Consider the following 24,846-nt stretch of genomic DNA (forward strand, 5'->3'; position numbering starts at 1 on the left):
GAGGCATCATGCCAGTGCGGCAAGCCTGTCGATGGCGCCCTGCAAAATATAGGCGGCGGCCATCTTGTCGACCACCTTGGCCCGTTTTTTCCGGCTGACATCGGAAGCGATCAGGTCGCGGGTAACGGCCTGGGTGCTCCACCGTTCGTCCCACAATAATATCGGCAGGCCAAGCGGCTTGAGATTTTGCGCGAACGAGCGCGCTGCCTGCGTCTGCTGGCTCTGGCTGCCATCGAGATTGAGCGGCAGGCCGGCAACGATCCCGACGATATGCTGTTCGGCTATCACCGTCTTGATCCGTTCGAGGTCCCTGGAAAACTTCCGCCGTTCGATGGTTTCCGCTGCGGTCGCAAAGGTCCAGTGGGAATCGCACAGCGCCATGCCGACCGTCTTGGTCCCGACATCGAGGCCCAGCAGCCGCCCGCCGTCCGGCAGTGCCTGTCGGAAGGCCTGGACGTCGTCGCTGATCAGCGCGCCAGAAATGCTTCCATCCTCCTGTACACGTCGGCCCGGATGTTGCTCCAGAACAGGCTATAGTCATAGACATGGTAATTGTTGCCGGGCAGGGCATAGGGACCCATTTCCGGGGGGTCGCCAATCAGCAGAAAGCCGCGTTCATCGCATTTGGCAGGAACAGCGCCGACCACCAGCGTGGCATCGCTCAGGTCGTCATTGGGCACCAGCGTCCCGAGATTGGCCGCAGCATTCGCGGATGAATTGACGTCGCCGTTGATCGGATTGGTGCACAGCAGCGGCGTATCCTTGCGCGGCTGCCCGTTAAAACCGATGGTGCGGTCATAGACCTCGATGATCCGGCCATAATCCGCCGGCTCCGCATAGCTTTCCCAGCTCAATATGCAGCGCGTCTGGTCGGCAGATTCGCAGACGGGCAGGCCCATTTCGGGGACATCGGTGTCCACCGAAACCGGCCAGCCCACCACATAGGCGGCAACGACCCGGTTGGCGAGCGCCGTGCCCGCTACCCGGTCCTTGAGCAGATTGGTCAGATGCAGGCTGCCCTGGCTGTGGCCCGCCAGGATGATCGGCTGATCCGTCGGCACTTCGGACACAAAATAGTCGAACGCCGCGAGGACGTCCTGATAGGCGGCGTCGAGCGCCTGCTGGCCCTCCGGTTTCTCCGTCAGAAAGGCGCCCAGCGTCGCCTGGCGATAGCGCGGTGCCCAGACCTCGCCGACGGCATTGAACGCGCTTGCCTGGCCGCGCAGGAATATCTTGGCGCGGGCCTGCGATTCCGTGTCATCCAGCGGTGCGTTCCAGAGGTCCTTCTTCAGAAATGAGGTCGGATGAATGAAGAAAACGGCTGCCTTTGTCTTCAGCGCCAGCGCGTTTTCGGGCTCCTCGAAGCCTTCGGGCAGCCAGAGTGCCGGGTTTCCCTTGACCAGCTCCGGCCTTGCCAGCCACATGTCGGGATCCGCATAGACGCTGGTTTCCAGCACTTCCTGTGCGGCAAATTCGGTATCCGGGACAAACGCGACTTCCATCAGCTCATCGCCATAGACGCGGAACACAAACGCGCCGGCGATCACCAGGACAACGATGCCGGCGACAAAATAGAGAAACTTGCGGGCCAAATGATACTCCAACCTGTTGTTTGCCGCTTCAATCCGCTTGAAGCCGCTTCGCGCCGGTGCTAGCGGCGCTCGGTACACAAATAAATTCCGAAATACCCGAAAAAAGATGAACCTGAAAAGAATGAGTCATGTCAATCGATAAGGAAACCGTCAAAAAGATCGCCAGCCTCTCGCGCATCGCGATCACCGATGCCGAGGCCGACGCCTTTGTGCCCGAGCTCAACCAGATCCTGGGCTGGGTCGAGCAACTGGGCGAAGTCGACTGCTCCAAGGTCGAGCCGATGACGGCGGTGATCCCGAACAAGCTGCGGCTTCGCGATGATGTCGTCACCGACGGCGAGATCCGCGACAAGATACTGGCCAACGCACCGATCGCCGAACATGGCTTCTTCGCGGTTCCGAAGGTGATCGAATAATGACTCTACAGTTAGAAACCCCGTTCGCCCTGAACCTGTCGAAGGGCCTTGTGGCAAAGACCAACGCTTCCGCAGGCGCAGCACCAACGGAGCTATCGCTATGACCGAGATTTTTGAACTGGGCATCGCCGGCATCCGCAGCGGCATCGACGGCGGCGACTTCACCGCCAGGGAAGTGGCGGAAACCTTCAACGCCCGCGTCAGCGCCGCCAAGCCGCTGAACGCCTTTCTGGTGGAGACGCCCGAGCATGCGCTGGCAGCGGCAGACGCCACCGACAAGGCAAAGGCTGCCGGCGAAACGCTGGGCAAGATGGCCGGCGTGCCGATCGGCATGAAGGACCTCTTCTGCACGCAGGGGGTGGAAACCACCGCGGCGAGCGGAATATTGAAGGGCTTTGTTCCGCAATATGAATCGACGGTGTCGGCAAAATTGTTCCAGGCCGGTGCCGGCATGCTCGGCAAGCTCAATCTCGACCAGTTCGCCATGGGCTCGTCGAACGAGACCAGCGCCTTTGGCAACGTGATCTCGCCCTGGCGGCGCAACGATGGCGGCAACTCCGACCTTACTCCGGGCGGGTCTTCCGGCGGCAGCGCCACGGTCGTCTCCGGCCGCATCGCCCCCGCCGCCACCGGCACCGACACCGGCGGTTCGATCCGCCAGCCGGCCGCCTTCACCGGCATCACCGGCTTCAAGCCGACCTACGGTCGCTGCTCCCGCTGGGGCACGATTGCCTTCGCCAGCTCGCTCGATCAGGCCGGCCCGATGGCACAGGATGTCCGCGATTGCGCGATCATGCTCGAGGCGATGGCCGGGTTCGATCCAAAGGATTCGACCTCGCTCGATCTTCCGGTTCCCGACTGGGAAGCGGCGCTGAGCAGCAATTTGGCCGGCAAGAAGATCGGCATTCCGAAGGAATATCGCGTCGAAAGCATGCCGGCCGCGATCGACGCGCTGTGGCAGCAGGGCATCGACATGCTCAAGGATGCCGGGGCGACCATCGTCGATGTCTCGCTGCCGCACACCAAATATGCGCTGCCGGCATATTATATCATCGCCCCCGCCGAAGCATCCTCCAACCTCTCGCGCTATGATGGCGTGCGCTACGGGCTGCGCGATCTGCCGGACGGGGCAGGGCTGCAGGACATGTATGCCGCGACCCGCGAAGCCGGCTTCGGCGCGGAAGTGAAGCGCCGGATCATGATCGGCACCTATGTCCTCTCCGCCGGCTATTATGACGCTTATTATACCCAGGCGCAGAAGATCCGGACCCTGATATCGCAGGATTTCGACAAGGCCTGGAACAGCTGTGATCTGCTCTTGACCCCGACCGCGCCAAGCGCCGCCTTCGGCCTTGGCGAGAAGAATGACGATCCGCTGGCCATGTATCTCAACGACGTGTTCACCGTGCCCAGCTCGCTGGCCGGTCTGCCGGCAATGTCGGTGCCTGCTGGCCTCGACGGGAAAGGATTGCCCCTCGGTCTGCAGATCATCGGCAAGGCACTGGATGAACAGAGCGTGTTCAACGCAGGACTGGCGCTGGAAAAACGCGCTGGATTTGTCGCGAAACCGGAGCAGTGGTGGTGATTTCAGCTGAAAGCCTTTCGATCACACTGGCCGGTGCACTGATTGTTTCAGGATGCTCAAGTGAAGATTCATTTATAGAAAAATGTAAAGAACATGGGAAAGTGGAAGTATTTCACGAATTGAACTGGCGAATGGCGAAAAAAGAACTGGAAGAGGAGCTATCGAGCAATCTGCCATTTCCCGGTGGCCTACAAACCTTCTCGACCCCCAATTTTACTGTTACGCCAATCCGTGAGATCAATGACAATGGAAAACCCGTTCTGGAAGACGAGTTAGCTTTCGTGGTTTCCAGAAAAGAAGGACTCCATAAGCAAGTCGCGATTATTCACGGGTTTTCAAAAACCACGTCTGCAACCAGAATCGCAGATGACCGTGCTCAAGTATCGTGCTTTGCAGTTAAAAAATGGGTTCAGGAATTATGACCGAATCAACATATCGTATCCAGGGCGGAACCGGCGAATGGGAGGTTGTGATCGGCCTCGAGGTCCACGCCCAGATCACCTCCGAATCGAAGCTCTTTTCCGGCGCCTCGACCGAATTTGGCGCCGAACCGAATACGCAGGTCAGCCTCGTCGACGCCGCCATGCCCGGCATGCTGCCGACGCTCAACGCCGAATGCGTCCGCCAGGCGGTGCGCACCGGCCTCGCGATCAACGCCCAGATCAACAAATATTCGCGCTTTGACCGCAAGAATTATTTCTACGCCGATCTGCCGCAGGGCTACCAGATTTCCCAGCTCTATCATCCGATCGTCGGCGAGGGCGTGATCCAGATCTCGCTCGACGAGAAGGACCCCGATGCCCACGGCAAGGCGATCGGTGTCGAGCGCATCCATATCGAGCAGGACGCCGGCAAGCTGATGCACGACCAGCATCCGACCATGTCCTATGTCGATCTCAACCGCTGCGGCGTCGCGCTGATGGAGATCGTTTCCAAGCCGGACATGACCTCGCCCAAGGAAGCCGCTGCCTATGTCCGCAAGCTTCGCTCGATCCTGCGCTATGTTGGCAGCTGCGACGGCAATATGGAGCAGGGCTCGATGCGCGCCGACGTCAACGTCAGCGTCCGCAAGCCCGGCGGCGAACTTGGCACCCGTACCGAGACGAAGAATGTCAATTCGATGCGCTTCATCCAGGCGGTGATCGAATATGAGGCGCAGCGCCAGGTCGACCTGATCGAGGATGGCGGCACGGTCGTACAGGAAACCCGCCTGTTCGATCCCGATCGCAACGAAACCCGCTCGATGCGTTCCAAGGAAGATGCGCACGACTATCGCTATTTCCCCGATCCCGACCTTTTGCCGCTGGAACTGGAAGATGATTTCATCTTCGACTGCAAGGCCAGCCTGCCGGAACTGCCGGACGAGAAACGTGCCCGCTACAAGAATGTCCTCGGCCTCAGCGCCTATAATGCCGCGGTTCTGACCGCGGAGCATGAAACCGCGCTGTGGTTCGAACAGTTGCTCGACACCAGCGACGAGCCGGAAGCAATCGCCAGCAGCGCCGCCAACTGGGTGACCTCGGAACTGTTCGGCGCGCTCAACCGGCTTGGCGTCGGCATCGAGAACAGCCCGGTCTCCCCGGCACAGGCCGCCGAACTGCTCGGCCTGGTCGCCGACGGCACGATTTCCGGCAAGATCGCCAAGCAGGTCTTCGAGATCATGCTCGAAACCGGCGACGGCGCGAAGAAGATCGTGGAGGAGCAGGGCCTCGTCCAGGAATCGGACACCGGCGCGATCGAGAAGGTGATCGCCGAGGTCATGGCCGCCAACGAGGACAAGGTCGCGCAGTACCGCGACGGCAAGGACAAGCTGTTCGGCTTCTTCGTCGGCCAGACAATGAAGGCGATGCAGGGCAAGGCGAATCCGCAGGTGGTGAACGAGCTGCTGAAAAAGATACTGGGATAAACACGCGCAAAGCCCACTTGCCCTCAACGCGCCTTTCGGCTAGGCGCGCGGGTCAATCGTGGTTCGATGGAATTTTTGACGACTGAGCTGGGCGGGCGTGGCGGAATTGGTAGACGCGCCAGATTTAGGTTCTGGTATCTTCGGGTGTGGGGGTTCGAGTCCCTTCGCCCGCACCAAGTTGGTCGTAATATCTGTCGAAAAACACCGAATATGAAGGCACCAAAGGATAGTCATGCAGATTGTTGAAACGCTGAACGAAGGTCTGAAACGGGCCTATGAAATCAAGATTACCGCCAAGGATATCGAATCCCGCGTGGACGCCGAGGTCAAGAAAATTGCCCCTCAGGTGAACATGCCCGGTTTCCGCAAGGGCAAGGTCCCGGCAAATCTGGTCCGCAAGATCCATGGCGAGGCGATCCTTCAGGATGCGGTCAATGCCAGCATCCAGGAAAGCGTGCAGAAGGCGATCGAGGACAACAAGCTCCGGCCAGCCATGCAGCCTTCGGTCGAACCGAAGGACGGCAAGGAAATTGACCCCAAGTCGGGCAAGGACGTCGAGCTGAAGATGGAGCTGGAAATCCTGCCGGAAGTCCCGACACCGGATGTCGACGGACTGAAGCTGGAACGGCTGCAGGTCGAGGCGGACAAGAAGACTGTCGATGAAGCCTTGCAGAAATTTGCCGAGAGCCAGAAGCAGTTTGAAACCGCGCCCAAGTCCTACAAGGCCCAGACCGGCGACCAGTGCCTGATCGATTTCGAGGGCAAGGTCGACGGCGTGCCGTTCGAAGGCGGCAAGGGCGAGGGCATGGCGATCGAGCTCGGTTCCGGCCGCCTGATCCCGGGCTTCGAGGACCAGTTGATCGGCAAGAAGGCCAATGACGAAGTGCTCGTCAAGGTCACCTTCCCGGACGACTATAATGTCGAGGACCTCAAGGGCAAGGATGCCACGTTCGATGTCGTGATCGGCGAAGTGCAGAAGCCAAAGGCAGCCAAGGCCGATGACGAAATGGCCAAGTCGCTTGGCCTGGAAGGCATTGACCAGCTTACCGAACTGCTCAAGGGGCAGATCGAGCAGGAACTCAACGGCCTGACCCGCACCCACATGAAGCGCAAGCTGCTTGACCAGCTCGCCGCCAGCCATGATTTTGAAGTCCCGCCATCGATGGTCGAAGCCGAGTTCAGCCAGATCTGGCAGCAGCTCGAGCAGGAAGCCGCGCAGGAAGAAGATGCCGAAGCCGCCCGCAAGGAAATGGAAGACGAGAAGGACGAGTATCGCGACATCGCGGTCCGCCGCGTTCGCCTCGGCCTGCTCCTTTCCGAAATCGGCCAGGCCAATGGCGTAGAAGTCAGCCAGCAGGAAATGTCGATGCTGATGCAGCAGGCTGCCCAGCAATATCGTCCGGAAGACCGTGAACGCTTCTTCCAGTATATCCAGCAGGACCAGATGGCCGCTGCCCAGCTTCGCGCGCCGATGTACGAAGACAAGGTTGTCGACTTCCTGTTCGACAAGGCGGAAATAACCGATCGCACGGTCACCCGTGACGAACTGGAAGCCGCGATCGAAGCGGAAGATGACGCGGATACCAAGCCTGCGGCCAAGAAAAAGGCGCCGGCAAAGAAAGCCGCCGCGAAAAAGCCGGCCGCCAAAAAGGCTCCGGCTGAAGACAAGGAAGAAAAGGCGCCGGCGAAGAAGGCTGCTGCCAAGAAGGCACCGGCAAAGGCTGCTGCTGAAAAGGCTCCGGCCAAGAAGCCTGCTGCCAAGACGGCTGCTAAAAAGCCGGCTGCCAAGAAGGCGCCGGCCAAGAAATAGTCGGGATATTCAGCCGGGCGGCTTTCGGCCGCCCGGCTGCAATCTTCAGATTTTGACTTCGCTGGCCTTGTTGATCACGGTGCCGAGAATGCCATATTCCTTGGCTTCTTCCGTGCTCATCCAGTAATCGCGATCGATATCCTTGCGGACCCGTTCGACGTCCTGACCGGTTTCTTCCGCGATAATCCGTGCCAGCCGTTCGCGCATCTTGACGATTTCCTGCGCCTGGATCGCGATATCCGATGCCTTGCCGCCGGCACCGCCGGATGGCTGATGGATCAGGAATCTTGTGTTGGGCAGGCAGAATCTCTGTTCCTTGGGCACGCCCAGGAAGATATGCGTGCCGGCGCTGGCGACCCAGCCGGTGCCGATCATCGCGACCGGGGAACTGATATAGCGGACCAGATCATGGATCGTGTCGCCCGATTCGACGTGACCGCCGGGTGAATTCAGAAAGATGCGGATCGGGTCGTTGTTGACGTGGTCGAGATAGAGCAGCTGCGTGGAAACACGCTCGGCCAGCTTCTGGTCAATCCCGCCGAAGATCATGATCGTGCGGGCTTCCAGGAATTTCGTCATCATGGCGCCGGGCAGGCCTCCGGACTTGTTCCCTTCGTCGTCCTCGTCATTATGGATGGGAGTGATGGGGCTGTTGGTGTTGATCATTCTTGACTCCGCTAATGGAATTTTGAGGAGCGCCGATTACGAAACAATCGGCGTTGCCTTGCAGAACATGTAGGGACAGCAGGGATGCTGCGCAATGATCGTCGCATGGGACGGGTATTTTTTCCGGACGGCAATCATTATCGTGCAAGAGTGTTAAAGCCCTTGAACAATTCCGAGATAATCCCGATGTAGTGCCGAAGCCAAAAAGACGCTAAAAACAGGACGATTTACAAGATGCATGATCCTATCACTGACGCTCTAGTCCCGGTTGTCATCGAACAATCCAACCGCGGCGAACGCAGTTTCGACATTTTTTCCCGTTTGCTCCGCGAGCGCATCGTGTTCGTCACCGGCCCGATCGAAGACGGCATGGCATCGATCATCACGGCACAGCTGCTGTTTCTGGAATCGGAAAATCCGAAGAAGGACATCTATCTCTATATCAACTCGCCGGGTGGCGTGGTGACCGCCGGCATGGCGATCCACGACACGATGCAATATATCCGTCCCCGCGTCGGTACGGTTTGCGTCGGGCAGGCGGCGTCGATGGGCAGCTTCCTGCTCGCCGCCGGTGAACCTGGCATGCGCATGGCGACGACCAATGCCCGCATCATGGTGCACCAGCCATCGGGCGGTGCGCAGGGCATGGCGTCCGATATCGAGATCCAGGCCAAGGAAATCCTGCGGATCCGGGCCAGCATGAACGAGCTCTACGCCAAATATACCGGCAAATCGGTCGAAGAGATCGAAAAGGCGATGGATCGCGACACCTTCCTGGTCGCCGACGAGGCCAAGGCCTTCGGCATTGTGGATGAAGTCTACAACAAGCGCCCGGTGCCGGTGGAAGACCCTAAATAAGCGGTTAGCGCTGCCCTAAATGAAATTTAAGCTATATTTGATAGGCTTGATTATCAGGTGCCACGGCCGGGAAAAAAGCGGTGGCATTTTGGAATTTGACGGTTAGATTACAATTCTGGCCGGTTTAAAGGACTTTTTATGACGAAATTGACGGGATCTGATTCGAAGAGCACCCTGTACTGCTCCTTCTGCGGAAAATCCCAACATGAAGTCCGCAAGCTGATTGCCGGGCCCACCGTTTTCATCTGCGATGAATGCGTCGAGCTGTGCAACGACATCATCCGCGAGGAAACCAAGGGCGCCGCGACCGGCCGCAAGGATGGCGAAGTGCCGACGCCGCAGGAAATCTGCGATGTCCTGAACGACTATGTCATCGGCCAGAAACGGGCGAAACGCGTTCTGTCGGTGGCCGTCCACAATCACTACAAGCGCCTCAACCACGCCGCCAAGTCCGGCGATATCGAGCTCGCCAAATCCAACATCCTGCTGGTCGGCCCGACCGGTTGCGGCAAGACGCTGCTCGCCCAGACGCTGGCCAAGACCTTCGACGTGCCGTTCACCATGGCCGACGCGACCACGTTGACCGAAGCCGGCTATGTCGGCGAGGACGTCGAGAATATCATCCTGAAGCTGCTCCAGTCTTCCGACTATAATGTCGAGAAGGCGCAGCGCGGCATCGTCTATATCGACGAAATCGACAAGATCAGCCGCAAGGCCGAAAATCCCTCGATCACCCGCGACGTGTCGGGCGAGGGCGTACAGCAGGCCCTGCTGAAGCTGATGGAAGGCACCACCGCGAGTGTTCCTCCGCAAGGCGGCCGCAAGCATCCGCAGCAGGAATTCCTGCAGGTCGACACCACCAACATTCTCTTCATCTGCGGCGGTGCCTTTGCTGGCCTGGAAAAGATCATCGGCGACCGCCTCGAAGGCAAGTCGATCGGCTTCGGTGCCCATGTCGCAGCGCCCGAAGAACGCCGGGTCGGCGAACTGCTGGCCCAGGGCGAGCCAGAGGATCTGCTGAAATTCGGTCTGATCCCGGAATTTGTCGGCCGTCTGCCGGTCATCGCGACGCTCGAGGATCTCGACATCGACGCGCTGGTGACGATTCTCCAGGAACCGAAAAACGCCCTGATCAAGCAATATCGCAAGCTGTTCGAACTGGAAGACGTGGGCCTGACCTTCACCGATGACGCGCTGGTCGCGGTCGCCAAAAAGGCGATCGAGCGGAAAACCGGCGCCCGCGGCCTTCGTTCCATCGTCGAGAATATCCTGCTCGATACCATGTTCGACCTGCCCGATCTCGAAGGCGTCGATGAAATCGTGATCGACAAGGATGTCGTCGCCGGCACCAAGGATCCGGTCAAGGTGATCGCCAAGAGCAGCAAGCCGAAAAAGGAAGACGCAGCCTAGCTGCTTGTGCCCCGGCGAAGGCCGGGGCCCATCTCCTCATATCAATTCACCGAGATAAGGCCAAATTGGTTCTTTTGGCTTGTCCGTATGCTTTCTGATATTGCCGTCCTAAAGGACTTTCACGAGAGAGGCTCCTGCCGTCACGAGTGTTCTGCTTAACTTTCATCATTTTGTTTCCGCAAAATCAGGCCAACCGCGAAACCACATAACGCGGCGATTATCGGCCAGAATGGTACGAACAGAAAATCCAATCCGCTAGTAGACCGAATGGCTTCCGGGTTCTGGTCCTGCCATCGGGAGATTTGGAAGATCATGGCCACTGGAACTATGAGCAAAGATGCACAGCCAAGTTTGGCATTCGATATCAAAATAGCCACGATGAAGCCAAAAGCCGTTGCTAGAAGTATTGCTCCTTCGATTGCCATTGCTTCGGCGATGTCCTTATTTTGACACTAAGCGGTATTGGCGACAGTTTGCGTCGAACGCAGCGAAACCATTTGCACCGGTTTCAGAGTACAAACATTTCATTTGTAAATACACCCGTCCAGCTTCTCGTTGCGCACCACGTTGATCCGCGCCGCAATCGTGTTGCCATAGCGCCTCGTGAATCCGCTGGCGCCATTGACCGCGCGTTTTTTGGGCAGGGGCAGGGCAGCAGCAATGCGCGCCGCCTCGATGCCGGCGAGGTCCCTGGCATCCTTGTTATAATAGCGCTGCGCCCCCGCCTGTACGCCATAGGTGCCGATGCCGGTCTCGGCGATATTGAGATAGACCTCCATGATCCGCTTCTTGCTCCAGATCGTCTCGATCAGGAAGGTGAAATAGGCTTCCAGCCCCTTGCGGAAAAAGCCGCCATCCTGCCACAGAAAGGCATTTTTCGCGACTTGCTGGGAAATCGTCGATCCGCCGCGGATCCGGCCGCCCTGCGCGTTGCGCTCCATCGCCTTCTGGATCGCTTCGGTATCGAAACCGTTGTGGCTGCAGAATTTCCCGTCCTCGGCGGCGATCACCGCGCGCACCATATTGGGGGAAATGTCGCTGAAGCTGGTCCATTCCTTGGTGATGCCGTTCTCGTCCAGCAGCATCGTCGCGGTCACCGGCGGCGGCACCAGTGCGTAGAGTCCGACCCACGCGACCGTGACCAGAACGAAATAGACCAGCAGTTTGAAGAGGAACCTGATTGCCCGCATTGCAGCAGCCTAAATGCAAAACGCCCCGAAGACAAATCCTGTTTCGGGGCGTTTTGATCGATGTGTCAGCCCGGCGGTCGCCGGGATCATATAGGCCTAGCCGGCTGCAAGCAGGTGCTTTTCGCCGGCGATCCGCAGCATCGCCTTTTGCAGCTTCTCGAACGCCCGGACCTCGATCTGGCGAATGCGCTCGCGGCTGACGTCATAGACCTTGCTCAGGTCCTCGAGCGTCTTGGGATCTTCCGACAGTCGCCGCTCCGCGAGAATATGCTGCTCGCGTTCGTTCAGCGAGCCCATCGCCTCCGCCAGCATCTCGTGGCGGACATCGGCTTCCTGGGCGCTGGCAATGGCTTCGTCATGCAGCGGACCGTCGTCTTCCAAAATATCCTGCCACTGGCCGCTGTCGCCGTCTTCCGAGGAGAGCGAGACGTTCAGCGAAGCATCGCCGCCCATCGACATCCGGCGGTTCATGTTGACGACTTCGTGCTCGGCCACGCCGAGGTCGGTGGAAATTTTCTGCACGTCTTCGGGCGACAGATCGCCATCCTCGAAGGCGTCGAGATTGTTCTTCATCCGGCGCAGGTTGAAGAACAGTTTCTTCTGCGCGGCGGTCGTCCCCATCTTGACGAGGCTCCAGCTGCGCAGGACATATTCCTGGATCGATGCGCGAATCCACCACATTGCATAAGTGGCCAGGCGGAAACCGCGATCGGGTTCAAATTTCTTCACGCCCTGCATCAGTCCGACATTGCCTTCGGAAATCAGGTCGGAAACGGGGAGGCCATAGCCGCGGAAGCCCATCGCGATTTTGGCGACGAGACGCAGGTGTGACGTGACCAGCTGGGCCGCCGCTTCCTGATCCTTGTGTTCGGAATAGCGTTTCGCCAGCATATATTCTTGTTCGGGAGTCAGAAGCGGAAATTTACGAACTTCCGAGAGATACCGGTTCAGGCTCGCGTCCCCCCCTAGGGCAGGGATTTTTGCCGGAACATTGCTACCATTAGCCATTTTCGTTCCTTCTAATGTTGTGCCGCCGGGCCTCATCAAGCACCCTTTGGTCAAAAGCGAATATAAGGTGTGTTACTTATATCCGCAACTGCATGAATAGTTCCTGCATATCGTCGGGAAAATCGATAGAAAACGTCAATTTTTCGTCGGTTATGGGGTGAACAAATCCAAGACTAGCAGCATGCAGCGCCTGGCGTCCAAATCGAATATCTTTTCGCCGGGAAAGCAATGATTTTCGACGAGTGCCATAGAGCGGGTCGCCGATCAGGCTGTGGCCGATATGGGTCATGTGGACGCGCACCTGGTGGGTGCGCCCGGTTTCCAGCGTACATTCTACCAGCGCGGCACCGTCGAGCATTTCCTTGACCGTATAATGGGTCATCGCCGCCTTGCCCCGGTCGTCGCCGACGACCGCCATCTTCTTGCGGTCGACATTGCTCCGTCCGATGCTGCCCTCGATCGTCGCCGAAGCCGGATTGGGCCTGCCGTTGACGATCGCCATGTAGCGCCGCTCGATATCATGCTTGGCAAACAGCGCGCTCAAGCCCTGGTGCGCGGCATCGGTCTTGGCTGCCACCATCAGTCCGGACGTGTCCTTATCGATCCGGTGCACGATGCCCGGGCGGGTCACCCCGCCAATACCCGACAATTCGCCGCGGCAATGATGCAGCAGTGCGTTGACCAGCGTGCCGTCCGGGTGGCCGGCCGCCGGGTGGACCACCAGCCCGGCCGGCTTGTTGATTACGATCAGGTGGGTGTCTTCGAACACGACGTCGAGCGGAATATCCTGCGCCACCGCGGGTCCGGTGACCGGTTCCGGGACGGTCAGCGTAAACGCCTTGCCGGCCATTTTCTTGGCCGATGCGTCGGTGAAGACCATTCCCTCGATTAACAGATTCCCCCCGGATATCAGGGATTTGACCCGCTCGCGCGACAGCCCGTCGACCGCCTCCGTCAAGGCGGCATCGAGGCGCTGTTTCTTTTCGGATCCCGGTAATATGCCGGATATGGTGGATTGCCCTGCGTTCATCGCGTAGGTGTGGGCCATGCAACTTGTTATATCAAGCGCGATGTTGGCGGACCTGCAGCAGCTGGCGCGGGTCGCCGCACAGCAGGAAATATGCGGCATTCTCTTCGGTCGCGACGGCCGGGTCAGCGCCCGCCGCCCGACCCGGAATGTTGCCGCTGACCCAGGCCGGCATTTCGAGATTGACCCCCGGGCGCTGATCGATGCGGAGCGAGGGGAGCGCAATGGCGGCGATGCCGTGCTCGGCTATTATCACTCGCATCCATCCGGAACGGTGCGCCCCTCGATCACCGATGCCGAAAGCGCGGCACCCGATGGCCGGCTCTGGCTGATCATCAACGGACAGGACGCCGCCGCCTGGCAGGCGGTTCCCGATGGCGAAATTTATGGCCGTTTTGACGCGATCCCGCTTGATTGCTTTGGCGCAAACGGCCAAACAGCCGCGCAATAGGAACCAATGTTTGAGGCGCGATTTATGGCGAATAGTGAAGTTGACCTGGCATCCCTGCTGTGCTCGAAAATATGCCACGATCTGCTCAGCCCGGTGGGCGCGCTCAATAACGGACTCGAACTGCTCGAAGGCGAAACCGACCCGGTCATGCGCGACCGCTGCATGGACCTGCTGGCCGACAGCGCCCGGGTGTCTGCGGACAAGCTGAAATATTTCCGCCTCGCCTTTGGTGCCGCTGGCGGCTTTGGCGACAATGTCGATCCGGCAGAAGCCCGCCAGCTGATCGAGGCGCTGATCGGCGATTCGGGCAAGATCACCCTGGGCTGGGCGGTGCAGGCAGAGGCCTTGCCAAAAAAGGCCATCAAGATTCTGCTCAACCTAGCCTTGATTGCAAAGGAAGCGCTGGTCCGGGGCGGCAGGCTGGACGTCGGTGCGGAGCAGGGCGAGCTCGGGATCGAAGTCGTCATCCGCGCGGAAGGCGCCAAAATCGCTCTGGATGACGGCATTCGCGCCGCGCTCGACGGCACCATCGCCCAGTCGGACCTCAGTGCCCGCACGGCGGCGGCCTGGATGACCCGCGAACTGGCGCTGCGCGACGGCGGAGATCTCAGGATTTCGCCAGCATCGGGGACAGAATTGCTTTTGGGTGCTATTGCCACTGCCTGAATTCGAAAAGGGTGACTTTCATGGATGCGATCTGGACCCCGTCCCCCAATTTTGACGAACGCAGCCTTCCGGTCAGCATTCTGGTGATGCATTATACCGGAATGAAGGATGCGGCCTCGGCGATCAACTGGCTGGCCAATCCCGAGGCCAAGGTCTCCGCCCATTATGTCGTCACCGAGGACGGGCAGGTCGTCCAGATGGTCGAGGAGGACAAGCGCGCCTGGCACGCCGGTCGCGGCTACTGGCGCGGGATCACCGACGTCAACAGCGCCAGCATCGGCATCGAGATCGTCAATCCCGGCCATGAATGGGGCTATGTGCCCTTTCCGGAGGAGCAGATGGACGCGGTCACCCGGCTCGCCCACGATATCGTCCAGCGGCACAATATCCCGCCCTCCAATGTCATCGGACACAGCGACCTGGCACCGGCCCGCAAGCAGGACCCGGGCGAGCTGTTCGACTGGGAACGGCTCGCGCGGCACGGCATCGCGCTGAAGAAGCCGCCGCTGAAGCTCGGCGACCCGCCGTGGACCGACGGCGGCTTCATGCTGGCGCTGGAACGCTTCGGCTATGACATCTCCGACCAGACCGCTGCCGTCGTCGCCTTTCAGCGGCGCTTCCGCCCGAAAGTGATCGATGGCGTGATCGATGGCGAGTGCCGCTCGCTGTTGCTGTCTTTAATGTTGGACAGGGAGCGTGGAATCACTAAATAGGGCGGACCAGAGGGTCGGCCAGCCGCGGCATTTATGTCGAGGAAAGTCCGGGCTCCACGATTAAAAGGTGCCGGTTAATGGCCGGCGGGGGCAACCCTAGGGAAAGTGCAACAGAAAGCAGGTCGCGACGGCTTCGGCCACGTGACATTGAAAGGGTGCGGTAAGAGCGCACCGCGGGGCTGGCAACAGGCCTGGCACGGTAAACCCCACCTGGAGCAAAACCAAATAGGGGCGGCACATGGCTTTTTCGGCCTGCAGCCCGGGTTGGTTGCTAGAGCCACGCAGCAATGCATGGCCCAGATGAATGGCTGGCTATCCCGCCGAAGCTTCATGCGCAGGCGGGTGGACAGAACCCGGCTTACAGACCCTCTGGCATTCTGGATTTGGCCCGTGAACCACCCGCTATCGGTGGTAAAACGGCGGCATGAAAAAATTTCTGCTAGGCTGCCTCGCGCTCCTCTGCCTGTTCGGCGTTGATCATCCCGCCAGGGCAAGCTGCGTGGCGCCGCAGGGAGACCGCGGCGTGGCGCTGCTGATCGGCATCGGCGCCTATGACAATCTCGATTGGCCGGCCCTGGCCAACGCGGTCAATGACATCGACCATGTCTGCCAGGCCTTCGCAAACGCGGGCTTCGAAATTCTCGACGTGCGCGATGCCGACATCGCCGAACTGAACAGCGCCATGGCGCTGTTCGCCGCCAAGGCCGCCAAGGCGGACAGCGCGGTTGTCTATTATGCCGGGCACGGCTTCGAATATAACGGCCGCAATTTCATGGTGCCGGTCAATGCACCGGCTTTTGCGTCCAGGGACGAGCTCGACTCGGTGTTCCTGCCGCTGGAGAAAATGCTCGAAGCAGCTTCCAGGGCGAAGAAGTTCAACCTGTTCTTCATGGATGCCTGCCGCACACCCGACCCGATCGTGCGGCTGAAGGACTTCAGCAGCGACGATCCGGAAGGTGGGGTTTCTCCGATGGGATTGCTGGAAATGACGCAAGGCGCGGTCTTCTATTCCACCGCCAAGGGCAAGCCCGCGCTCGACGCCGCCCCGGAGGATTCCAAGACCAGCCCCTTTGCCCAGGCAATCGCGGAAAAGCTCGCCATTCCCGGCCTCGAGCTGTCCGATTATTTCAAGGTCGTCTCGCGCGACGTGTACAGCAACACCCGGGAACTGAATCTGGGGCCGCAGCAGCCTTTCCACTACGGCAGCTGGTTCGAGGATTTCTATCTCAACCCGCCAGTGGATGCGCCCTCCGGGTCCGACCCGTCACCTGCCGGTTCGAACCCGGCAGCACTTCCGCCGATCGATATTCCCATGGACCGGCTCGCGATCGAGGATGAAACCATATTGGTCGGCGAAGTTCTTGGCGATCTCGGCGTCGCTGGCCTGAACCGGCTGGCGTCGGCAGGGGACCCGCTCGCCCAATCCTTCCTCGGCTATATGTATCATCTCGGTGTCGGGGTTCGCAAGGACCCCAGGCAGGCCCGGCAATGGCTGGAAAAGTCGGCGGCACAGGGGCATCCGGCGGGCCAGACCGAACTGGCCTGGTATCTCCAGGAAAACGAGCCCGGTGCGGCCAGCCGCACGCTGGAACTCTATCTGCTCGCCGCCGCACAGGGATATGCCAAGGCGCAGTCCCATCTGGGATTCGCGCTGTGGGAGGGGAAATTCGGTCTCACCGACAAGCGGCGGGCGCTGGAGCTTTTTGCGGCTGCATCGGACCGCAGCCATCCCTATGCCACCTACGCACTCGGCATCTACGGCGACCAGATCGAGCAATCGATGCGGAAGCTGCGGGAGCTGGCGGATGGCGGCAATGTCGAGGGCAATAACTGGATCTGCGAGCTGCAATATCAGCTCGGTCAGGCGGACAAGGTGGCCAAGGATTGCTCGCTCGCGGCGAGGGGCGGCTATGCCGGTGCCCGGGCAATATGGGCGCAGCTGCATGATCGCGGGCAGGGCATTCCGAAATCGCCGAGCGAGGCGCGCTACTGGGCCACGCTCGCCAGCAGCCAGCCCGAGCTGGACCTGCGTCCCGACCTTGTCCGTGAGACCGCCAGCATATTGTCCCGCAACTAGCAATCCGAAGAGGCTGGTAGTTCGTTCCGCTTTTTGATAGAGTCCCTCGCATGCCCAAAGCCAAACGATCCGACAACTGGGGCTTTCCCCGCTGGGGAAGCTATGAAAGTTCGCGCGAAACGCAGCAGGTCAAGATATGCGACCGCCACGGCTGCGACGAAGCGGGCAACTGCCCCGCACCGAAATCCCCGAACAGCCCCGAGCGCTGGTATTTCTGCCAGACCCACGCCGCCGAATATAACCGCGGCTGGGACTATTTCGAGGGCCTCGACAAGGAAGAGCGCAAAAAGCGCGAAGCCGACGAGCAGCGCGATGCCAATGCCTATCAGGAAGCGGCGCACTACAGCTGGATGGGCTCCGGCGACGGCAGCCGCTCGCGCGACGAGATGACGGCGCTGGATGTCTTCGACCTGACGCCCGATGTCGAGTTCGAAGCGGTGAAAAAGGCCTGGCGCTCCATGGCCAAGGAATATCACCCCGACGTCAATCCCGGCGACGCCGAGGCCGCGAAGAAATTCCAGACCGCGCAGGCGGCCTTCGATGTCCTGCGCATCGCCGAAGAACGGCGGGTCTGGAAGCCGGTCTGACCCTGTGTTCCTGCGCAGGCAGGAACCCATTTCCCGCCATAGCGACGATCACCTTATTTCGAAAAGCGCGCCGACCGACGGTCTGCTTCCAATCTCCACAATGCTTCGCGCCCGGATATCAGGAGATGGGCCCCTGCTTGCGCAGGGGCACTGCGATTACTGCAGGCGTTCCGCTGTGTGCTGGATCAGCGCAATCATGTTCGGGATACCCTGTGTCCGGTTTGAACTCAGCTGGTTTTTCAGATCAAACGGTTCCAGTACGGCGGCAATATCGGTTTTCCTGATCTGCTCCGCCGCCTGGTCCTGCACCGTTTCCAGCACCAGCGCGATAATGCCCTTGGTGATCGCGGCATTGCTGTCGGCCAGGAAATGCAGCCGCCCGTCGTCCAGCTGGGTCGGATAGACCCAGACCGAGGCCGAACAGCCCCGGACCAGCGTCGCATCGGTCTTCAGCGCGTCCGGCATCGGATCCAGTTCCTTGCCCAGATCAATCAGCAGCCGGTAGCGGTCGTCGGCTTCCAGAAATTCATATTCTTCGATCAGATCGTCAATTTTGCTCATGGGCAGGGCGGTTAGCAGGGGAGATCGGCAACGTCACCCATTTTTAAGCCACCCGTTCGCCCTGAACCTTTGAGCCGAGGGAGACCGCAGGCGGGACGCGTCCTGTTATCCGTTCGCCCTGAGCTTGTCGAGCCGAAGGCGACCGCAGGTCAACGGCAGGAGGCACGCGCTCTTTCAACCCGTTCGCCCTGAGCCTGTCGAAGGGCAGGCGGCGCGCGTTCAGCCCGGGGCTTCGACAAGCTCAGCACGAACGGCGCCTGTGCCAGCCCGCTAAAGCTCCACTCCCGCCGCGATCGCTTCCAGCTTGCGGATCCGCTCCTTGAGGTCGGCGACCTCGATCCGCGATGTCGCGGTCGGCGGGTTGTCCTCGCGCCGCTGGTCCAGTTCGCGCGCCTTCAGCGCCAGCCAGTCGCGCCATCCGCGCAGGCCAACCAGCGCCACAACCGTCAGGCCAATAAGGGAAAAGGCCGCAGTGATCAGATAAAAGGCAGGTTCTTGCATCATGCTTGTCCTTCTATGTTCCGGACCGGGCTAGCGGTCGCGCAATTTCTCGATCTCGTTTTGCAACTCGCGGGATCCGCGATCGTCGGTGGCGATTTTCTCGAGCACCGCCACGCGCTCCTTGAGATATTTGACCTCTTCCTGAAGACGGCTTGCCTCGGGATGCTGTGCACCGATCTCATTGCCATGCTTGTCTTCGAGAATTCCGTGTTGCGCGCGGTATCGGGTGCTCAGAACTTTTCCGATTGTCACCACGATGATGATCGCAACAACCATTTCAAAAGGATTCATCTCAAATACTCCCTGCAGTCTGTGCTGAACCCGGTCAGCGGTTCCGCAATTGTTCGATTTCGCTCTCGAGTTGGCGCGTGCTGTGACCATCCGTGGTGATCTGTTCCAGTATCGCGACCCGCTCTTTCAGATATTTCATCTCTTCGCGCATCTGGCGGCTATCGCTGCCTTCCGGGCCCCGGTCGCCAAGCAGCATCAATTCTCTTTGCTTGTCGATCATCCGCGATTGGTGGCGGGTCCAGATCCAGAGGCCGCCAATCGCGAAGGGGGCAAGGGGAATTACCAGGGCAAGCCAGCTCATATCCATCAGTTCAGTTCCTTTATATTTGGCTCGTTCCGCAGCTCTTCAATCTGTCTCGAAACATCAAAGCCCTTGTCGGTGACGATCCGCTCCAGCACCCGTACCCGCTGTTCCAGCTCGCTGTTGCCGACCGCATATTGTGCGGCCTTTTCCGCGGATATCGCGGCCTGCTTGTCCATCATCTTCTGCTGATGGCTGGTCCAGATCGCGAAGAAGGCAATGCCGATTCCGGCGAAGGGGATCATCAGGGCAATATATTCAATGGGCACGGTCGTCTCCCTCAGTTGGCTCGCTTGTCGCGCAGCTGCTCGATTTCCTGGGTCAACCGGTGGCTGTCATCGGTGACGATCCGTTCGACATTGGCGAGCCGGTCTTTCACCGAGCCCAGCTCGGCGCGCAGCTCGGCATTTTCATTGGTCAGCAATTTGACCCGCTCCACGGCTTCACGGTCATTTTTCGGGTAGACTGCCTTGCCCCACTGGTTTTCCAGGGGATAGCCATGCTTGATCCGCATCCAGGTCGTTGCGACCCATCCGACGGTGATGGCAGCGCAGGCGAATCCGAGTGGCCAAAGGATGCCAGGGTTGGCTAGGATCGCGTCCATCAGTTCTGCTCCCTCAGCGCTTCGATTTCATCGGCGGTGCGCTTGGCCGGGTCGGTGGCGATCCGCTCCAGCACCTGGAGCCGCTCCTGCAACCGGTCGATCTTTCCGACCAGCTGGGCATTCTCGTTCGACAGCAGTTCGATCTTGCGCTGCTCGTCCGGGCTGTTCTTGCCGGATTTTCCCGACTTTCCGCCCCATTCGTCTTCGAGCTCGTAGCCATGCTTGGCTCGGATCCAGTTGTTGACGATCCACGCTCCGTAACTGATGGCGATGATTGCCAGGACAAATTGCGGGCTTCCCCAGTCCATGTCTATTCTCCCTGTTCAGGCGCTTAGCGCAGATTCTCGATCTCGTTCGACAGCGCGGTGTTCTTGCTCGTGTAATATAGTTCCATGTCGGCCAGCTTGCGGTCGATTTCCCGGAACCGCGACTTGATGTCGCGGGTGGTGCGGCGCGGCGACTGTCTGACGCCCTGCCAGAATTTCGTGTCTTCCGGATCGCTCAGATACATGCCCATCGGTTTCGGTTCGGAAATCTTGGCTGCGATCCAGTAGGCGATCAGTGTCCAGGGGAAGGCGAAAGTGACGGTCGCGATGATCGCTGCGAGTCTGACCCAGGCAACATTGATCCCGGTATAGTCGGCGATCCCGGCGCACACGCCGCTCCATTTGGCCCGCTTCTTGTCGAGATAGAATTTGGTGCGTGAGGAGCTCATGATGGATGCCTTTCTTTCTTCAGCAGCTCGTCGAAATTGTCGAGCGTGGGGACAGGATCGGTCGATTGCCGCGGCAGCGCGGATTGCCGCCAGTCGGGATTGTCGGCAGCCATGATCCGTTCGATGGTTTCCATCCGGTCATCCAGGCGGCGCGCCATATGGTGCAATTCCTCGAGCAGATTCTCGTCTTCATTGGTGATCGTGGCAGCGGTCTTCCATTTCGTGACATAGTGGAAGATCAGCCACGGCAGCCCGATGAACAGGGTGCCCATGACGATGGGGATGATGATGAGTTCTTCCTGCATTATGCGTCACCTTTTTTCATGGCCGCCTTCATGGCTTCCAGTTCCTCGTCGACCTTGTCGCTGGATTCCAGCGCCGCGATCTGGTGTTCCAGGCTCTGCGGTTCGCTGCCCATGCTCAGTGCATCGGCACGGCCCTCGGCAAAATCGACCTGGCGTTCGAGATATTCGAACCGCGAGAACGCATCCTGGACCTTGTCGCCATTGTACATCTCGCGCAGCTTGACCCGGTTCTCGGCGCTTTCCAGCCGGTTCACCAGACTGCTCTGGCGCGAGCGGGCTTCCTGCAGCTTTTTCTGCAACTTGGCGATATCACCCTCCGACGAGCGAAGCGCATCGTCGAGCACCTGGATTTCCGCCTTCAGCTGGTCCGCCATGTCGGCGGCCTTGCGCTTTTCGACCAGCGCCGCCTTGGCAAGATCTTCGCGATCCTTTGACAGCGCGAGCTGGGCCTTTTCGCCCCAGTCCTCGGTCAGATGATCGAGCTTGTCGATATGCCGGCGCATTTCCTTCTGGTCCGCAATCGTGCGGGCGGCAGAGGCGCGGACTTCGACCAGGGTTTCCTCCATCTCGAGGATGATCATCCGGATCATCTTGGACGGGTCTTCGGCCTTGTCCAGCATGTCGGTAACGTTGGCGGCGATGATGTCGCGCGTTCTTGAAAAAATACCTGCCATGTACATACTCCGGTTGCGTCTGCGGTTGTGTCGGAACTTGTTCGAGCCGTCGCTCCAGTTTCCTTCTACATCAACCTGTTGAATTTCAAAAGGTGGCCGGGACCTGACTTCGGCAAGGGGAAAAGAAGGGGTCCCGGCCATTTTGTCTGTCATGCCCGATAACCTGCGTTAACGAAGCTGACAGCGGGGGAATCGTTCTGGTTGCTGGCCATCGGGCCTTCCGCATGGGCGGGACCGACAGCGCTGATCAGGATGGTAACGCTGAACAGCATGACCGAGATGATGGCGGATATGTCGGTGCGGCTCATTTTATTCAGTGCGGGCATGGTTTCCTCCAGAAGTGCGTCTAAATCGTGTATGAAGTCAATATTGCAGAACCCGTGCCAACTCTCGTAACACATTGACATAAAACGATATTTAAAGTTTTTCGGGCCGATGAATATGGTATTAATTGCCATTTAATGGGAATTGACACTATATCTTGGCCATGGAACGGGAAACGCAATTTGTCGGCGAATCGGGGGCCTTTCTCGACGCGGTGGAAAAGGCCAGCCGGGCGGCGCCGCTGGACCGGCCGGTGCTGGTCGTCGGCGAGCGCGGCACCGGCAAGGAACTGATCGCGGAGCGCCTGCACCGGCTGAGCCTGCGGTGGGACGGACCCTTCATCACCCTCAATTGTGCGGCGATGCCGGAAACGCTGATCGAGGCGGAGCTGTTCGGGCACGAAGCCGGCGCCTTTACCGGTGCCACCAAGGCGCGGGTCGGGCGCTTCGAGGAAGCGGACGGCGGGACGCTGTTTCTCGATGAACTGGGTACGCTGTCCGTCGGCGCCCAGGAACGGCTTCTCAGGGCCGTGGAATATGGCGAGATCACACGGATCGGCTCCTCGCGGCCGCAGCGGGTGGATGTAAGGATCGTCGCCGCGACCAATGCCGATCTCCCGAAAATGGCGGCTGAGAACAGGTTTCGTGCCGACCTGCTCGATCGTTTGTCGTTTGAAGTCGTCACCCTGCCGCCACTTCGCGTGCGGGAAGGCGATATCCCGGTGTTGGCCGACTATTTCGGTCGCCGGATGGCCGCCGAGCTGGAGTGGCCGTCATGGCCCGGTTTCGGACGTCTGGCATCCGAGGCGCTCGCTCGCCACGACTGGCCGGGCAATGTCCGGGAGCTGCGGAACGTGATCGAACGCGCCGTCTACCAGTGGAATGATCACAGCCGGTCCGTCGACCATGTCGTGTTCGACCCGTTTGAGTCGCCCTGGAAGCCGCGCGAGAAGCCGGGCAGGGTGGAAGCGGAGCCGGACGAACGATCCGCCGACCAGGCTGCACCCCGCGCTGCCGAGCCGGCGGCGAACGATGCGATGTTCGACTGCGATGACATGAAGTCGGCGGTCGAGGCCTTCGAGAAAAAAATACTGGAAGCCGCGCTCGCCCGGTCGCGCTACAACCAGCGGCAAACCGCCAAGGCGCTGAACCTGACCTATGACCAGCTGCGCCATTCGCTGAAGCGGCACGACCTGCTGGGATCATGAAAAAGGGGGCCCCGCGAGGCCCCCCTTCAAGCGTCCAATGCTTCCAATCTTATCCGCCGTTGAAGCTGACCATGGTGTAGAACATCGGCAGCGACAGCAGCACATTGGTGCGCGATGCCATCATCGCCGTCTTGCCCGCCGCGGCCTTCTGGTCCGCGGTGGCTTCAACAATGCCGAGGACCTTTTTCTGGTTCGGCCAGATGATGAACCAGACGTTCGCCGCCATGACGATCGCGATCCACATGCCGACACCGATCATCCGGTATGGGCCCTGCAGCACCATCGCCTGGTGGACATAGCCGGATAGATAGGCGACCAGCAGTCCGGTGATCACCGTGAACAGCGCCGCCCAGCGGAAATAGAACAATACCTTGGGTGCAATATGCTTGCCCACCGCCGGTTTCAGCTCGTCCGGAATGGTCGGCATCAGCGGCACCTGAACGAAGTTCAGATAATAGAGCAGGCCGATCCACAGCACCCCGAAGAACAGATGCGCCCAGCGCATCACCGAATTGGCGGTCACCTCGCCCGGGTGCAGCCCGAGCATCAACGCGATGGCCAGCACCAGGCTGACCAGCATCACGGCATTCAGATTTCCGAAAAATTTCGCCATTTTATTTCCCCCCCAGAGAATTATTGTATAACAAAACCATATCGTTATGCCTGCAGCCGCAAGATGTCACGGAAAAATGGATGCGGCTCTGCTATCCTGCCCGTGCGGCGATGCTTTTTGCATCTTTTTGCGCTCTGGTGCGTTGACGCTACATATCTCAAATCAATGGAGAAAATTTCACATGGCTTTCGAACTTCCCCCGCTCCCCTATGAAAAAACCGCTTTCGGCGACCTGATCTCCGAGGAAACCTTCAACTATCACCATGGCAAGCATCACAACGCCTATGTGACCAAGACCAATGACGCGATCAAGGGCACCGAGCACGAGGGCAAGAAGCTTTCGGAAATCATCGAGGCAGCCGATGGCGGCCTGTTCAACAATGCAGCACAGGTCTGGAATCACAGCTTCTACTGGCTCTGCCTGTCTCCCGAGAAAAAGGAAATTTCCGGCGAACTCAAGGACCGTCTGGAAAGCAGCTTCGGTTCGATCGACGAATTCAAGTCGAAGTTCAAGGACGAGGCCGTGGGCCATTTTGCGAGTGGCTGGGCCTGGCTGGTGCTGGACGGCGACAAGCTGAAGATCACCTCCTATCATGATGCGGACACGCCCGTGGCCGACAATGTGAAGCCCTTGTTCACCCTCGATGTCTGGGAACATGCCTATTATCTGGATTATCAGAACGCGCGCCCGGACTATGTTTCCGCGCTGCTCGACAATGCGATCGACTGGGACTTTGTCGCGCTGAACCTTGACGGCGACGGTGTCAGCCGCGCCGACCAGGGCTGAA

The 24,846-nt window shown here is 59.6% G+C and carries 33 protein-coding genes, 1 tRNA gene and 1 other RNA gene; 16 read left to right on the forward strand and 19 right to left on the reverse strand.

From position 1 onward, the window contains the following. Positions 1 to 6 precede the first annotated feature (6 nt). Positions 7 to 471, reverse strand: coding sequence for a Holliday junction resolvase RuvX (gene ruvX, locus V7650_RS11710; protein ID WP_335656499.1), 465 nt, complete (start codon positions 469 to 471; stop codon positions 7 to 9). Beyond that, positions 468 to 1,592, reverse strand: a complete 1,125-nt coding sequence (locus tag V7650_RS11715) for a DUF3089 domain-containing protein (RefSeq protein WP_335656424.1) — start codon at positions 1,590 to 1,592, stop codon at positions 468 to 470. The genes ruvX and V7650_RS11715 overlap by 4 nt, the downstream gene beginning before the upstream one ends. A 128-nt stretch (positions 1,593 to 1,720) precedes the next feature. Here V7650_RS11715 and gatC point away from each other — a divergent pair, with 128 nt between their 5' ends. The 6 genes from gatC (at position 1,721) to tig (ending at position 7,309) form a co-directional block, all read left to right on the forward strand. Next, entirely contained in the window at positions 1,721 to 2,008 is a 288-nt protein-coding gene (gene gatC / locus V7650_RS11720; RefSeq protein ID WP_335656425.1) for an Asp-tRNA(Asn)/Glu-tRNA(Gln) amidotransferase subunit GatC, read from the forward strand. A 100-nt stretch (positions 2,009 to 2,108) separates the two neighbouring features. Further along, complete coding sequence (gene gatA / locus V7650_RS11725) at positions 2,109 to 3,593, forward strand: Asp-tRNA(Asn)/Glu-tRNA(Gln) amidotransferase subunit GatA (protein ID WP_335656426.1); 1,485 nt, start codon at positions 2,109 to 2,111, stop codon at positions 3,591 to 3,593. After that, the gene (locus tag V7650_RS11730; protein WP_335656427.1) at positions 3,587 to 4,015 is read left to right on the forward strand and encodes a hypothetical protein; all 429 of its coding nucleotides are present in this window, start codon (positions 3,587 to 3,589) and stop codon (positions 4,013 to 4,015) included. The genes gatA and V7650_RS11730 overlap by 7 nt, the downstream gene beginning before the upstream one ends. Beyond that, complete coding sequence (gatB, locus tag V7650_RS11735) at positions 4,012 to 5,499, forward strand: Asp-tRNA(Asn)/Glu-tRNA(Gln) amidotransferase subunit GatB (RefSeq protein ID WP_335656428.1); 1,488 nt, start codon at positions 4,012 to 4,014, stop codon at positions 5,497 to 5,499. Before V7650_RS11730 ends, gatB begins: the two co-directional genes overlap by 4 nt. A 91-nt stretch (positions 5,500 to 5,590) precedes the next feature. Further along, positions 5,591 to 5,675, forward strand: a tRNA-Leu gene (locus V7650_RS11740). A 56-nt stretch (positions 5,676 to 5,731) separates the two neighbouring features. Further along, on the forward strand, positions 5,732 to 7,309 hold the full coding sequence (gene tig / locus V7650_RS11745; RefSeq protein WP_335656429.1) for a trigger factor: 1,578 nt from the start codon (positions 5,732 to 5,734) through the stop codon (positions 7,307 to 7,309). Positions 7,310 to 7,354: 45 nt separating this feature from the next. On the opposite strand, the gene V7650_RS11750 is transcribed toward tig, so the two are convergent. Beyond that, on the reverse strand, positions 7,355 to 7,975 hold the full coding sequence (locus V7650_RS11750) for an ATP-dependent Clp protease proteolytic subunit (protein ID WP_335656430.1): 621 nt from the start codon (positions 7,973 to 7,975) through the stop codon (positions 7,355 to 7,357). A 234-nt stretch (positions 7,976 to 8,209) separates the two neighbouring features. On the opposite strand from V7650_RS11750, the gene V7650_RS11755 reads away from it, so the two are divergent. After that, on the forward strand, positions 8,210 to 8,833 hold the full coding sequence (locus V7650_RS11755) for an ATP-dependent Clp protease proteolytic subunit (RefSeq protein ID WP_335656431.1): 624 nt from the start codon (positions 8,210 to 8,212) through the stop codon (positions 8,831 to 8,833). Positions 8,834 to 8,971: 138 nt separating this feature from the next. After that, positions 8,972 to 10,243 (forward strand): ATP-dependent Clp protease ATP-binding subunit ClpX, encoded by a 1,272-nt coding sequence (gene clpX / locus V7650_RS11760; protein WP_335656432.1) that lies wholly within the window; start codon positions 8,972 to 8,974, stop codon positions 10,241 to 10,243. A gap of 155 nt (positions 10,244 to 10,398) precedes the next feature. Here clpX and V7650_RS11765 read toward each other — a convergent pair whose 3' ends face one another. The 4 genes from V7650_RS11765 to V7650_RS11780 all read right to left on the reverse strand — a co-directional run bounded on the left by V7650_RS11765 (position 10,399) and on the right by V7650_RS11780 (position 13,471). After that, on the reverse strand, positions 10,399 to 10,668 hold the full coding sequence (locus V7650_RS11765; RefSeq protein ID WP_335656433.1) for a hypothetical protein: 270 nt from the start codon (positions 10,666 to 10,668) through the stop codon (positions 10,399 to 10,401). Positions 10,669 to 10,767: 99 nt separating this feature from the next. Next, positions 10,768 to 11,433, reverse strand: a complete 666-nt coding sequence (gene mtgA, locus V7650_RS11770) for a monofunctional biosynthetic peptidoglycan transglycosylase (RefSeq protein WP_335656434.1) — start codon at positions 11,431 to 11,433, stop codon at positions 10,768 to 10,770. A gap of 96 nt (positions 11,434 to 11,529) precedes the next feature. Beyond that, complete coding sequence (rpoH, locus tag V7650_RS11775) at positions 11,530 to 12,441, reverse strand: RNA polymerase sigma factor RpoH (protein WP_335656435.1); 912 nt, start codon at positions 12,439 to 12,441, stop codon at positions 11,530 to 11,532. A gap of 76 nt (positions 12,442 to 12,517) precedes the next feature. Further along, a complete protein-coding gene (locus V7650_RS11780; protein ID WP_335656500.1) occupies positions 12,518 to 13,471 on the reverse strand; it encodes an RluA family pseudouridine synthase in 954 nt (317 codons plus the stop codon). 16 nt (positions 13,472 to 13,487) lie between these two features. On the opposite strand from V7650_RS11780, the gene V7650_RS11785 reads away from it, so the two are divergent. From V7650_RS11785 to V7650_RS11810, 6 genes are all read left to right on the forward strand, one after another. Beyond that, positions 13,488 to 13,919, forward strand: a complete 432-nt coding sequence (locus V7650_RS11785; RefSeq protein WP_335656436.1) for a M67 family metallopeptidase — start codon at positions 13,488 to 13,490, stop codon at positions 13,917 to 13,919. 24 nt (positions 13,920 to 13,943) lie between these two features. Further along, entirely contained in the window at positions 13,944 to 14,585 is a 642-nt protein-coding gene (locus V7650_RS11790; RefSeq protein ID WP_335656437.1) for a histidine phosphotransferase family protein, read from the forward strand. Between the two features lie 20 nt (positions 14,586 to 14,605). After that, on the forward strand, positions 14,606 to 15,298 hold the full coding sequence (locus V7650_RS11795) for an N-acetylmuramoyl-L-alanine amidase (RefSeq protein ID WP_335656438.1): 693 nt from the start codon (positions 14,606 to 14,608) through the stop codon (positions 15,296 to 15,298). A gap of 6 nt (positions 15,299 to 15,304) precedes the next feature. Next, positions 15,305 to 15,675, forward strand: an RNA gene (gene rnpB / locus V7650_RS11800) — RNase P RNA component class A. A 47-nt stretch (positions 15,676 to 15,722) separates the two neighbouring features. Beyond that, the gene (locus tag V7650_RS11805; protein ID WP_335656439.1) at positions 15,723 to 17,375 is read left to right on the forward strand and encodes a caspase family protein; all 1,653 of its coding nucleotides are present in this window, start codon (positions 15,723 to 15,725) and stop codon (positions 17,373 to 17,375) included. A 50-nt stretch (positions 17,376 to 17,425) separates the two neighbouring features. Beyond that, entirely contained in the window at positions 17,426 to 17,962 is a 537-nt protein-coding gene (locus V7650_RS11810) for a J domain-containing protein (RefSeq protein WP_335656440.1), read from the forward strand. A 156-nt stretch (positions 17,963 to 18,118) separates the two neighbouring features. On the opposite strand, the gene V7650_RS11815 is transcribed toward V7650_RS11810, so the two are convergent. The 11 genes from V7650_RS11815 to V7650_RS11865 all read right to left on the reverse strand — a co-directional run bounded on the left by V7650_RS11815 (position 18,119) and on the right by V7650_RS11865 (position 22,240). Then, positions 18,119 to 18,523 carry a SufE family protein gene (locus tag V7650_RS11815; protein WP_335656441.1) on the reverse strand — a complete coding sequence of 135 codons (405 nt, stop codon included), beginning with the start codon at positions 18,521 to 18,523 and terminating at the stop codon, positions 18,119 to 18,121. A gap of 270 nt (positions 18,524 to 18,793) precedes the next feature. After that, positions 18,794 to 19,024 carry a hypothetical protein gene (locus V7650_RS11820; RefSeq protein WP_335656501.1) on the reverse strand — a complete coding sequence of 77 codons (231 nt, stop codon included), beginning with the start codon at positions 19,022 to 19,024 and terminating at the stop codon, positions 18,794 to 18,796. A 30-nt stretch (positions 19,025 to 19,054) separates the two neighbouring features. Further along, positions 19,055 to 19,315: a hypothetical protein gene (locus tag V7650_RS11825; protein ID WP_335656442.1), complete on the reverse strand. Its 261-nt coding sequence runs from the start codon at positions 19,313 to 19,315 to the stop codon at positions 19,055 to 19,057. Between the two features lie 34 nt (positions 19,316 to 19,349). Then, positions 19,350 to 19,622 carry a hypothetical protein gene (locus V7650_RS11830; RefSeq protein WP_335656443.1) on the reverse strand — a complete coding sequence of 91 codons (273 nt, stop codon included), beginning with the start codon at positions 19,620 to 19,622 and terminating at the stop codon, positions 19,350 to 19,352. Then, complete coding sequence (locus V7650_RS11835) at positions 19,622 to 19,885, reverse strand: hypothetical protein (protein WP_335656444.1); 264 nt, start codon at positions 19,883 to 19,885, stop codon at positions 19,622 to 19,624. Before V7650_RS11835 ends, V7650_RS11830 begins: the two co-directional genes overlap by 1 nt. A gap of 11 nt (positions 19,886 to 19,896) precedes the next feature. Further along, positions 19,897 to 20,220, reverse strand: a complete 324-nt coding sequence (locus tag V7650_RS11840; RefSeq protein ID WP_335656445.1) for a hypothetical protein — start codon at positions 20,218 to 20,220, stop codon at positions 19,897 to 19,899. Next, positions 20,220 to 20,528 (reverse strand): hypothetical protein, encoded by a 309-nt coding sequence (locus V7650_RS11845; RefSeq protein ID WP_335656446.1) that lies wholly within the window; start codon positions 20,526 to 20,528, stop codon positions 20,220 to 20,222. Before V7650_RS11845 ends, V7650_RS11840 begins: the two co-directional genes overlap by 1 nt. Positions 20,529 to 20,551: 23 nt before the next feature. Then, complete coding sequence (gene pspC / locus V7650_RS11850; protein ID WP_335656447.1) at positions 20,552 to 20,935, reverse strand: envelope stress response membrane protein PspC; 384 nt, start codon at positions 20,933 to 20,935, stop codon at positions 20,552 to 20,554. Continuing rightward, positions 20,932 to 21,240, reverse strand: a complete 309-nt coding sequence (gene pspB, locus V7650_RS11855) for an envelope stress response membrane protein PspB (RefSeq protein WP_335656448.1) — start codon at positions 21,238 to 21,240, stop codon at positions 20,932 to 20,934. Before pspB ends, pspC begins: the two co-directional genes overlap by 4 nt. Beyond that, a complete protein-coding gene (pspA, locus tag V7650_RS11860; RefSeq protein WP_335656449.1) occupies positions 21,240 to 21,914 on the reverse strand; it encodes a phage shock protein PspA in 675 nt (224 codons plus the stop codon). Before pspA ends, pspB begins: the two co-directional genes overlap by 1 nt. A gap of 149 nt (positions 21,915 to 22,063) precedes the next feature. Beyond that, positions 22,064 to 22,240 (reverse strand): hypothetical protein, encoded by a 177-nt coding sequence (locus tag V7650_RS11865; RefSeq protein ID WP_335656450.1) that lies wholly within the window; start codon positions 22,238 to 22,240, stop codon positions 22,064 to 22,066. A gap of 161 nt (positions 22,241 to 22,401) precedes the next feature. On the opposite strand from V7650_RS11865, the gene pspF reads away from it, so the two are divergent. After that, positions 22,402 to 23,445, forward strand: a complete 1,044-nt coding sequence (gene pspF / locus V7650_RS11870; RefSeq protein WP_335656502.1) for a phage shock protein operon transcriptional activator — start codon at positions 22,402 to 22,404, stop codon at positions 23,443 to 23,445. A gap of 49 nt (positions 23,446 to 23,494) precedes the next feature. On the opposite strand, the gene V7650_RS11875 is transcribed toward pspF, so the two are convergent. After that, a complete protein-coding gene (locus V7650_RS11875) occupies positions 23,495 to 24,058 on the reverse strand; it encodes a urate hydroxylase PuuD (protein WP_335656451.1) in 564 nt (187 codons plus the stop codon). Between the two features lie 181 nt (positions 24,059 to 24,239). On the opposite strand from V7650_RS11875, the gene V7650_RS11880 reads away from it, so the two are divergent. Beyond that, positions 24,240 to 24,845, forward strand: a complete 606-nt coding sequence (locus V7650_RS11880; RefSeq protein WP_335656452.1) for a superoxide dismutase — start codon at positions 24,240 to 24,242, stop codon at positions 24,843 to 24,845. Position 24,846 lies beyond the last annotated feature (1 nt).

It is taken from the genome of Parasphingorhabdus sp. (assembly GCF_036964565.1).
In the GTDB taxonomy this organism is placed as follows: Bacteria; Pseudomonadota; Alphaproteobacteria; order Sphingomonadales; family Sphingomonadaceae; genus Parasphingorhabdus.

Excerpts from the sequence above, each read along its gene's own strand:
- gatC (WP_335656425.1), top strand. The coding sequence starts at position 1,721 with ATGTCAATCGATAAGGAAACCGTCAAAAAGATCGCCAGCCTCTCGCGC.
- gatA (WP_335656426.1), top strand. The coding sequence starts at position 2,109 with ATGACCGAGATTTTTGAACTGGGCATCGCCGGCATCCGCAGCGGCATC.
- gatB (WP_335656428.1), top strand. The coding sequence starts at position 4,012 with ATGACCGAATCAACATATCGTATCCAGGGCGGAACCGGCGAATGGGAG.
- tig (WP_335656429.1), top strand. The coding sequence starts at position 5,732 with ATGCAGATTGTTGAAACGCTGAACGAAGGTCTGAAACGGGCCTATGAA.
- V7650_RS11750 (WP_335656430.1), bottom strand. The coding sequence starts at position 7,975 with ATGATCAACACCAACAGCCCCATCACTCCCATCCATAATGACGAGGAC.
- V7650_RS11755 (WP_335656431.1), top strand. The coding sequence starts at position 8,210 with ATGCATGATCCTATCACTGACGCTCTAGTCCCGGTTGTCATCGAACAA.
- clpX (WP_335656432.1), top strand. The coding sequence starts at position 8,972 with ATGACGAAATTGACGGGATCTGATTCGAAGAGCACCCTGTACTGCTCC.
- V7650_RS11765 (WP_335656433.1), bottom strand. The coding sequence starts at position 10,668 with ATGGCAATCGAAGGAGCAATACTTCTAGCAACGGCTTTTGGCTTCATC.
- mtgA (WP_335656434.1), bottom strand. The coding sequence starts at position 11,433 with ATGCGGGCAATCAGGTTCCTCTTCAAACTGCTGGTCTATTTCGTTCTG.
- rpoH (WP_335656435.1), bottom strand. The coding sequence starts at position 12,441 with ATGGCTAATGGTAGCAATGTTCCGGCAAAAATCCCTGCCCTAGGGGGG.
- V7650_RS11780 (WP_335656500.1), bottom strand. The coding sequence starts at position 13,471 with ATGAACGCAGGGCAATCCACCATATCCGGCATATTACCGGGATCCGAA.
- V7650_RS11785 (WP_335656436.1), top strand. The coding sequence starts at position 13,488 with ATGCAACTTGTTATATCAAGCGCGATGTTGGCGGACCTGCAGCAGCTG.
- V7650_RS11790 (WP_335656437.1), top strand. The coding sequence starts at position 13,944 with ATGGCGAATAGTGAAGTTGACCTGGCATCCCTGCTGTGCTCGAAAATA.
- V7650_RS11795 (WP_335656438.1), top strand. The coding sequence starts at position 14,606 with ATGGATGCGATCTGGACCCCGTCCCCCAATTTTGACGAACGCAGCCTT.
- V7650_RS11805 (WP_335656439.1), top strand. The coding sequence starts at position 15,723 with ATGAAAAAATTTCTGCTAGGCTGCCTCGCGCTCCTCTGCCTGTTCGGC.
- V7650_RS11810 (WP_335656440.1), top strand. The coding sequence starts at position 17,426 with ATGCCCAAAGCCAAACGATCCGACAACTGGGGCTTTCCCCGCTGGGGA.
- V7650_RS11815 (WP_335656441.1), bottom strand. The coding sequence starts at position 18,523 with ATGAGCAAAATTGACGATCTGATCGAAGAATATGAATTTCTGGAAGCC.
- V7650_RS11820 (WP_335656501.1), bottom strand. The coding sequence starts at position 19,024 with ATGCAAGAACCTGCCTTTTATCTGATCACTGCGGCCTTTTCCCTTATT.
- V7650_RS11825 (WP_335656442.1), bottom strand. The coding sequence starts at position 19,315 with ATGAATCCTTTTGAAATGGTTGTTGCGATCATCATCGTGGTGACAATC.
- V7650_RS11830 (WP_335656443.1), bottom strand. The coding sequence starts at position 19,622 with ATGGATATGAGCTGGCTTGCCCTGGTAATTCCCCTTGCCCCCTTCGCG.
- V7650_RS11840 (WP_335656445.1), bottom strand. The coding sequence starts at position 20,220 with ATGGACGCGATCCTAGCCAACCCTGGCATCCTTTGGCCACTCGGATTC.
- V7650_RS11845 (WP_335656446.1), bottom strand. The coding sequence starts at position 20,528 with ATGGACTGGGGAAGCCCGCAATTTGTCCTGGCAATCATCGCCATCAGT.
- pspC (WP_335656447.1), bottom strand. The coding sequence starts at position 20,935 with ATGAGCTCCTCACGCACCAAATTCTATCTCGACAAGAAGCGGGCCAAA.
- pspB (WP_335656448.1), bottom strand. The coding sequence starts at position 21,240 with ATGCAGGAAGAACTCATCATCATCCCCATCGTCATGGGCACCCTGTTC.
- pspA (WP_335656449.1), bottom strand. The coding sequence starts at position 21,914 with ATGGCAGGTATTTTTTCAAGAACGCGCGACATCATCGCCGCCAACGTT.
- V7650_RS11865 (WP_335656450.1), bottom strand. The coding sequence starts at position 22,240 with ATGCCCGCACTGAATAAAATGAGCCGCACCGACATATCCGCCATCATC.
- pspF (WP_335656502.1), top strand. The coding sequence starts at position 22,402 with ATGGAACGGGAAACGCAATTTGTCGGCGAATCGGGGGCCTTTCTCGAC.
- V7650_RS11875 (WP_335656451.1), bottom strand. The coding sequence starts at position 24,058 with ATGGCGAAATTTTTCGGAAATCTGAATGCCGTGATGCTGGTCAGCCTG.
- V7650_RS11880 (WP_335656452.1), top strand. The coding sequence starts at position 24,240 with ATGGCTTTCGAACTTCCCCCGCTCCCCTATGAAAAAACCGCTTTCGGC.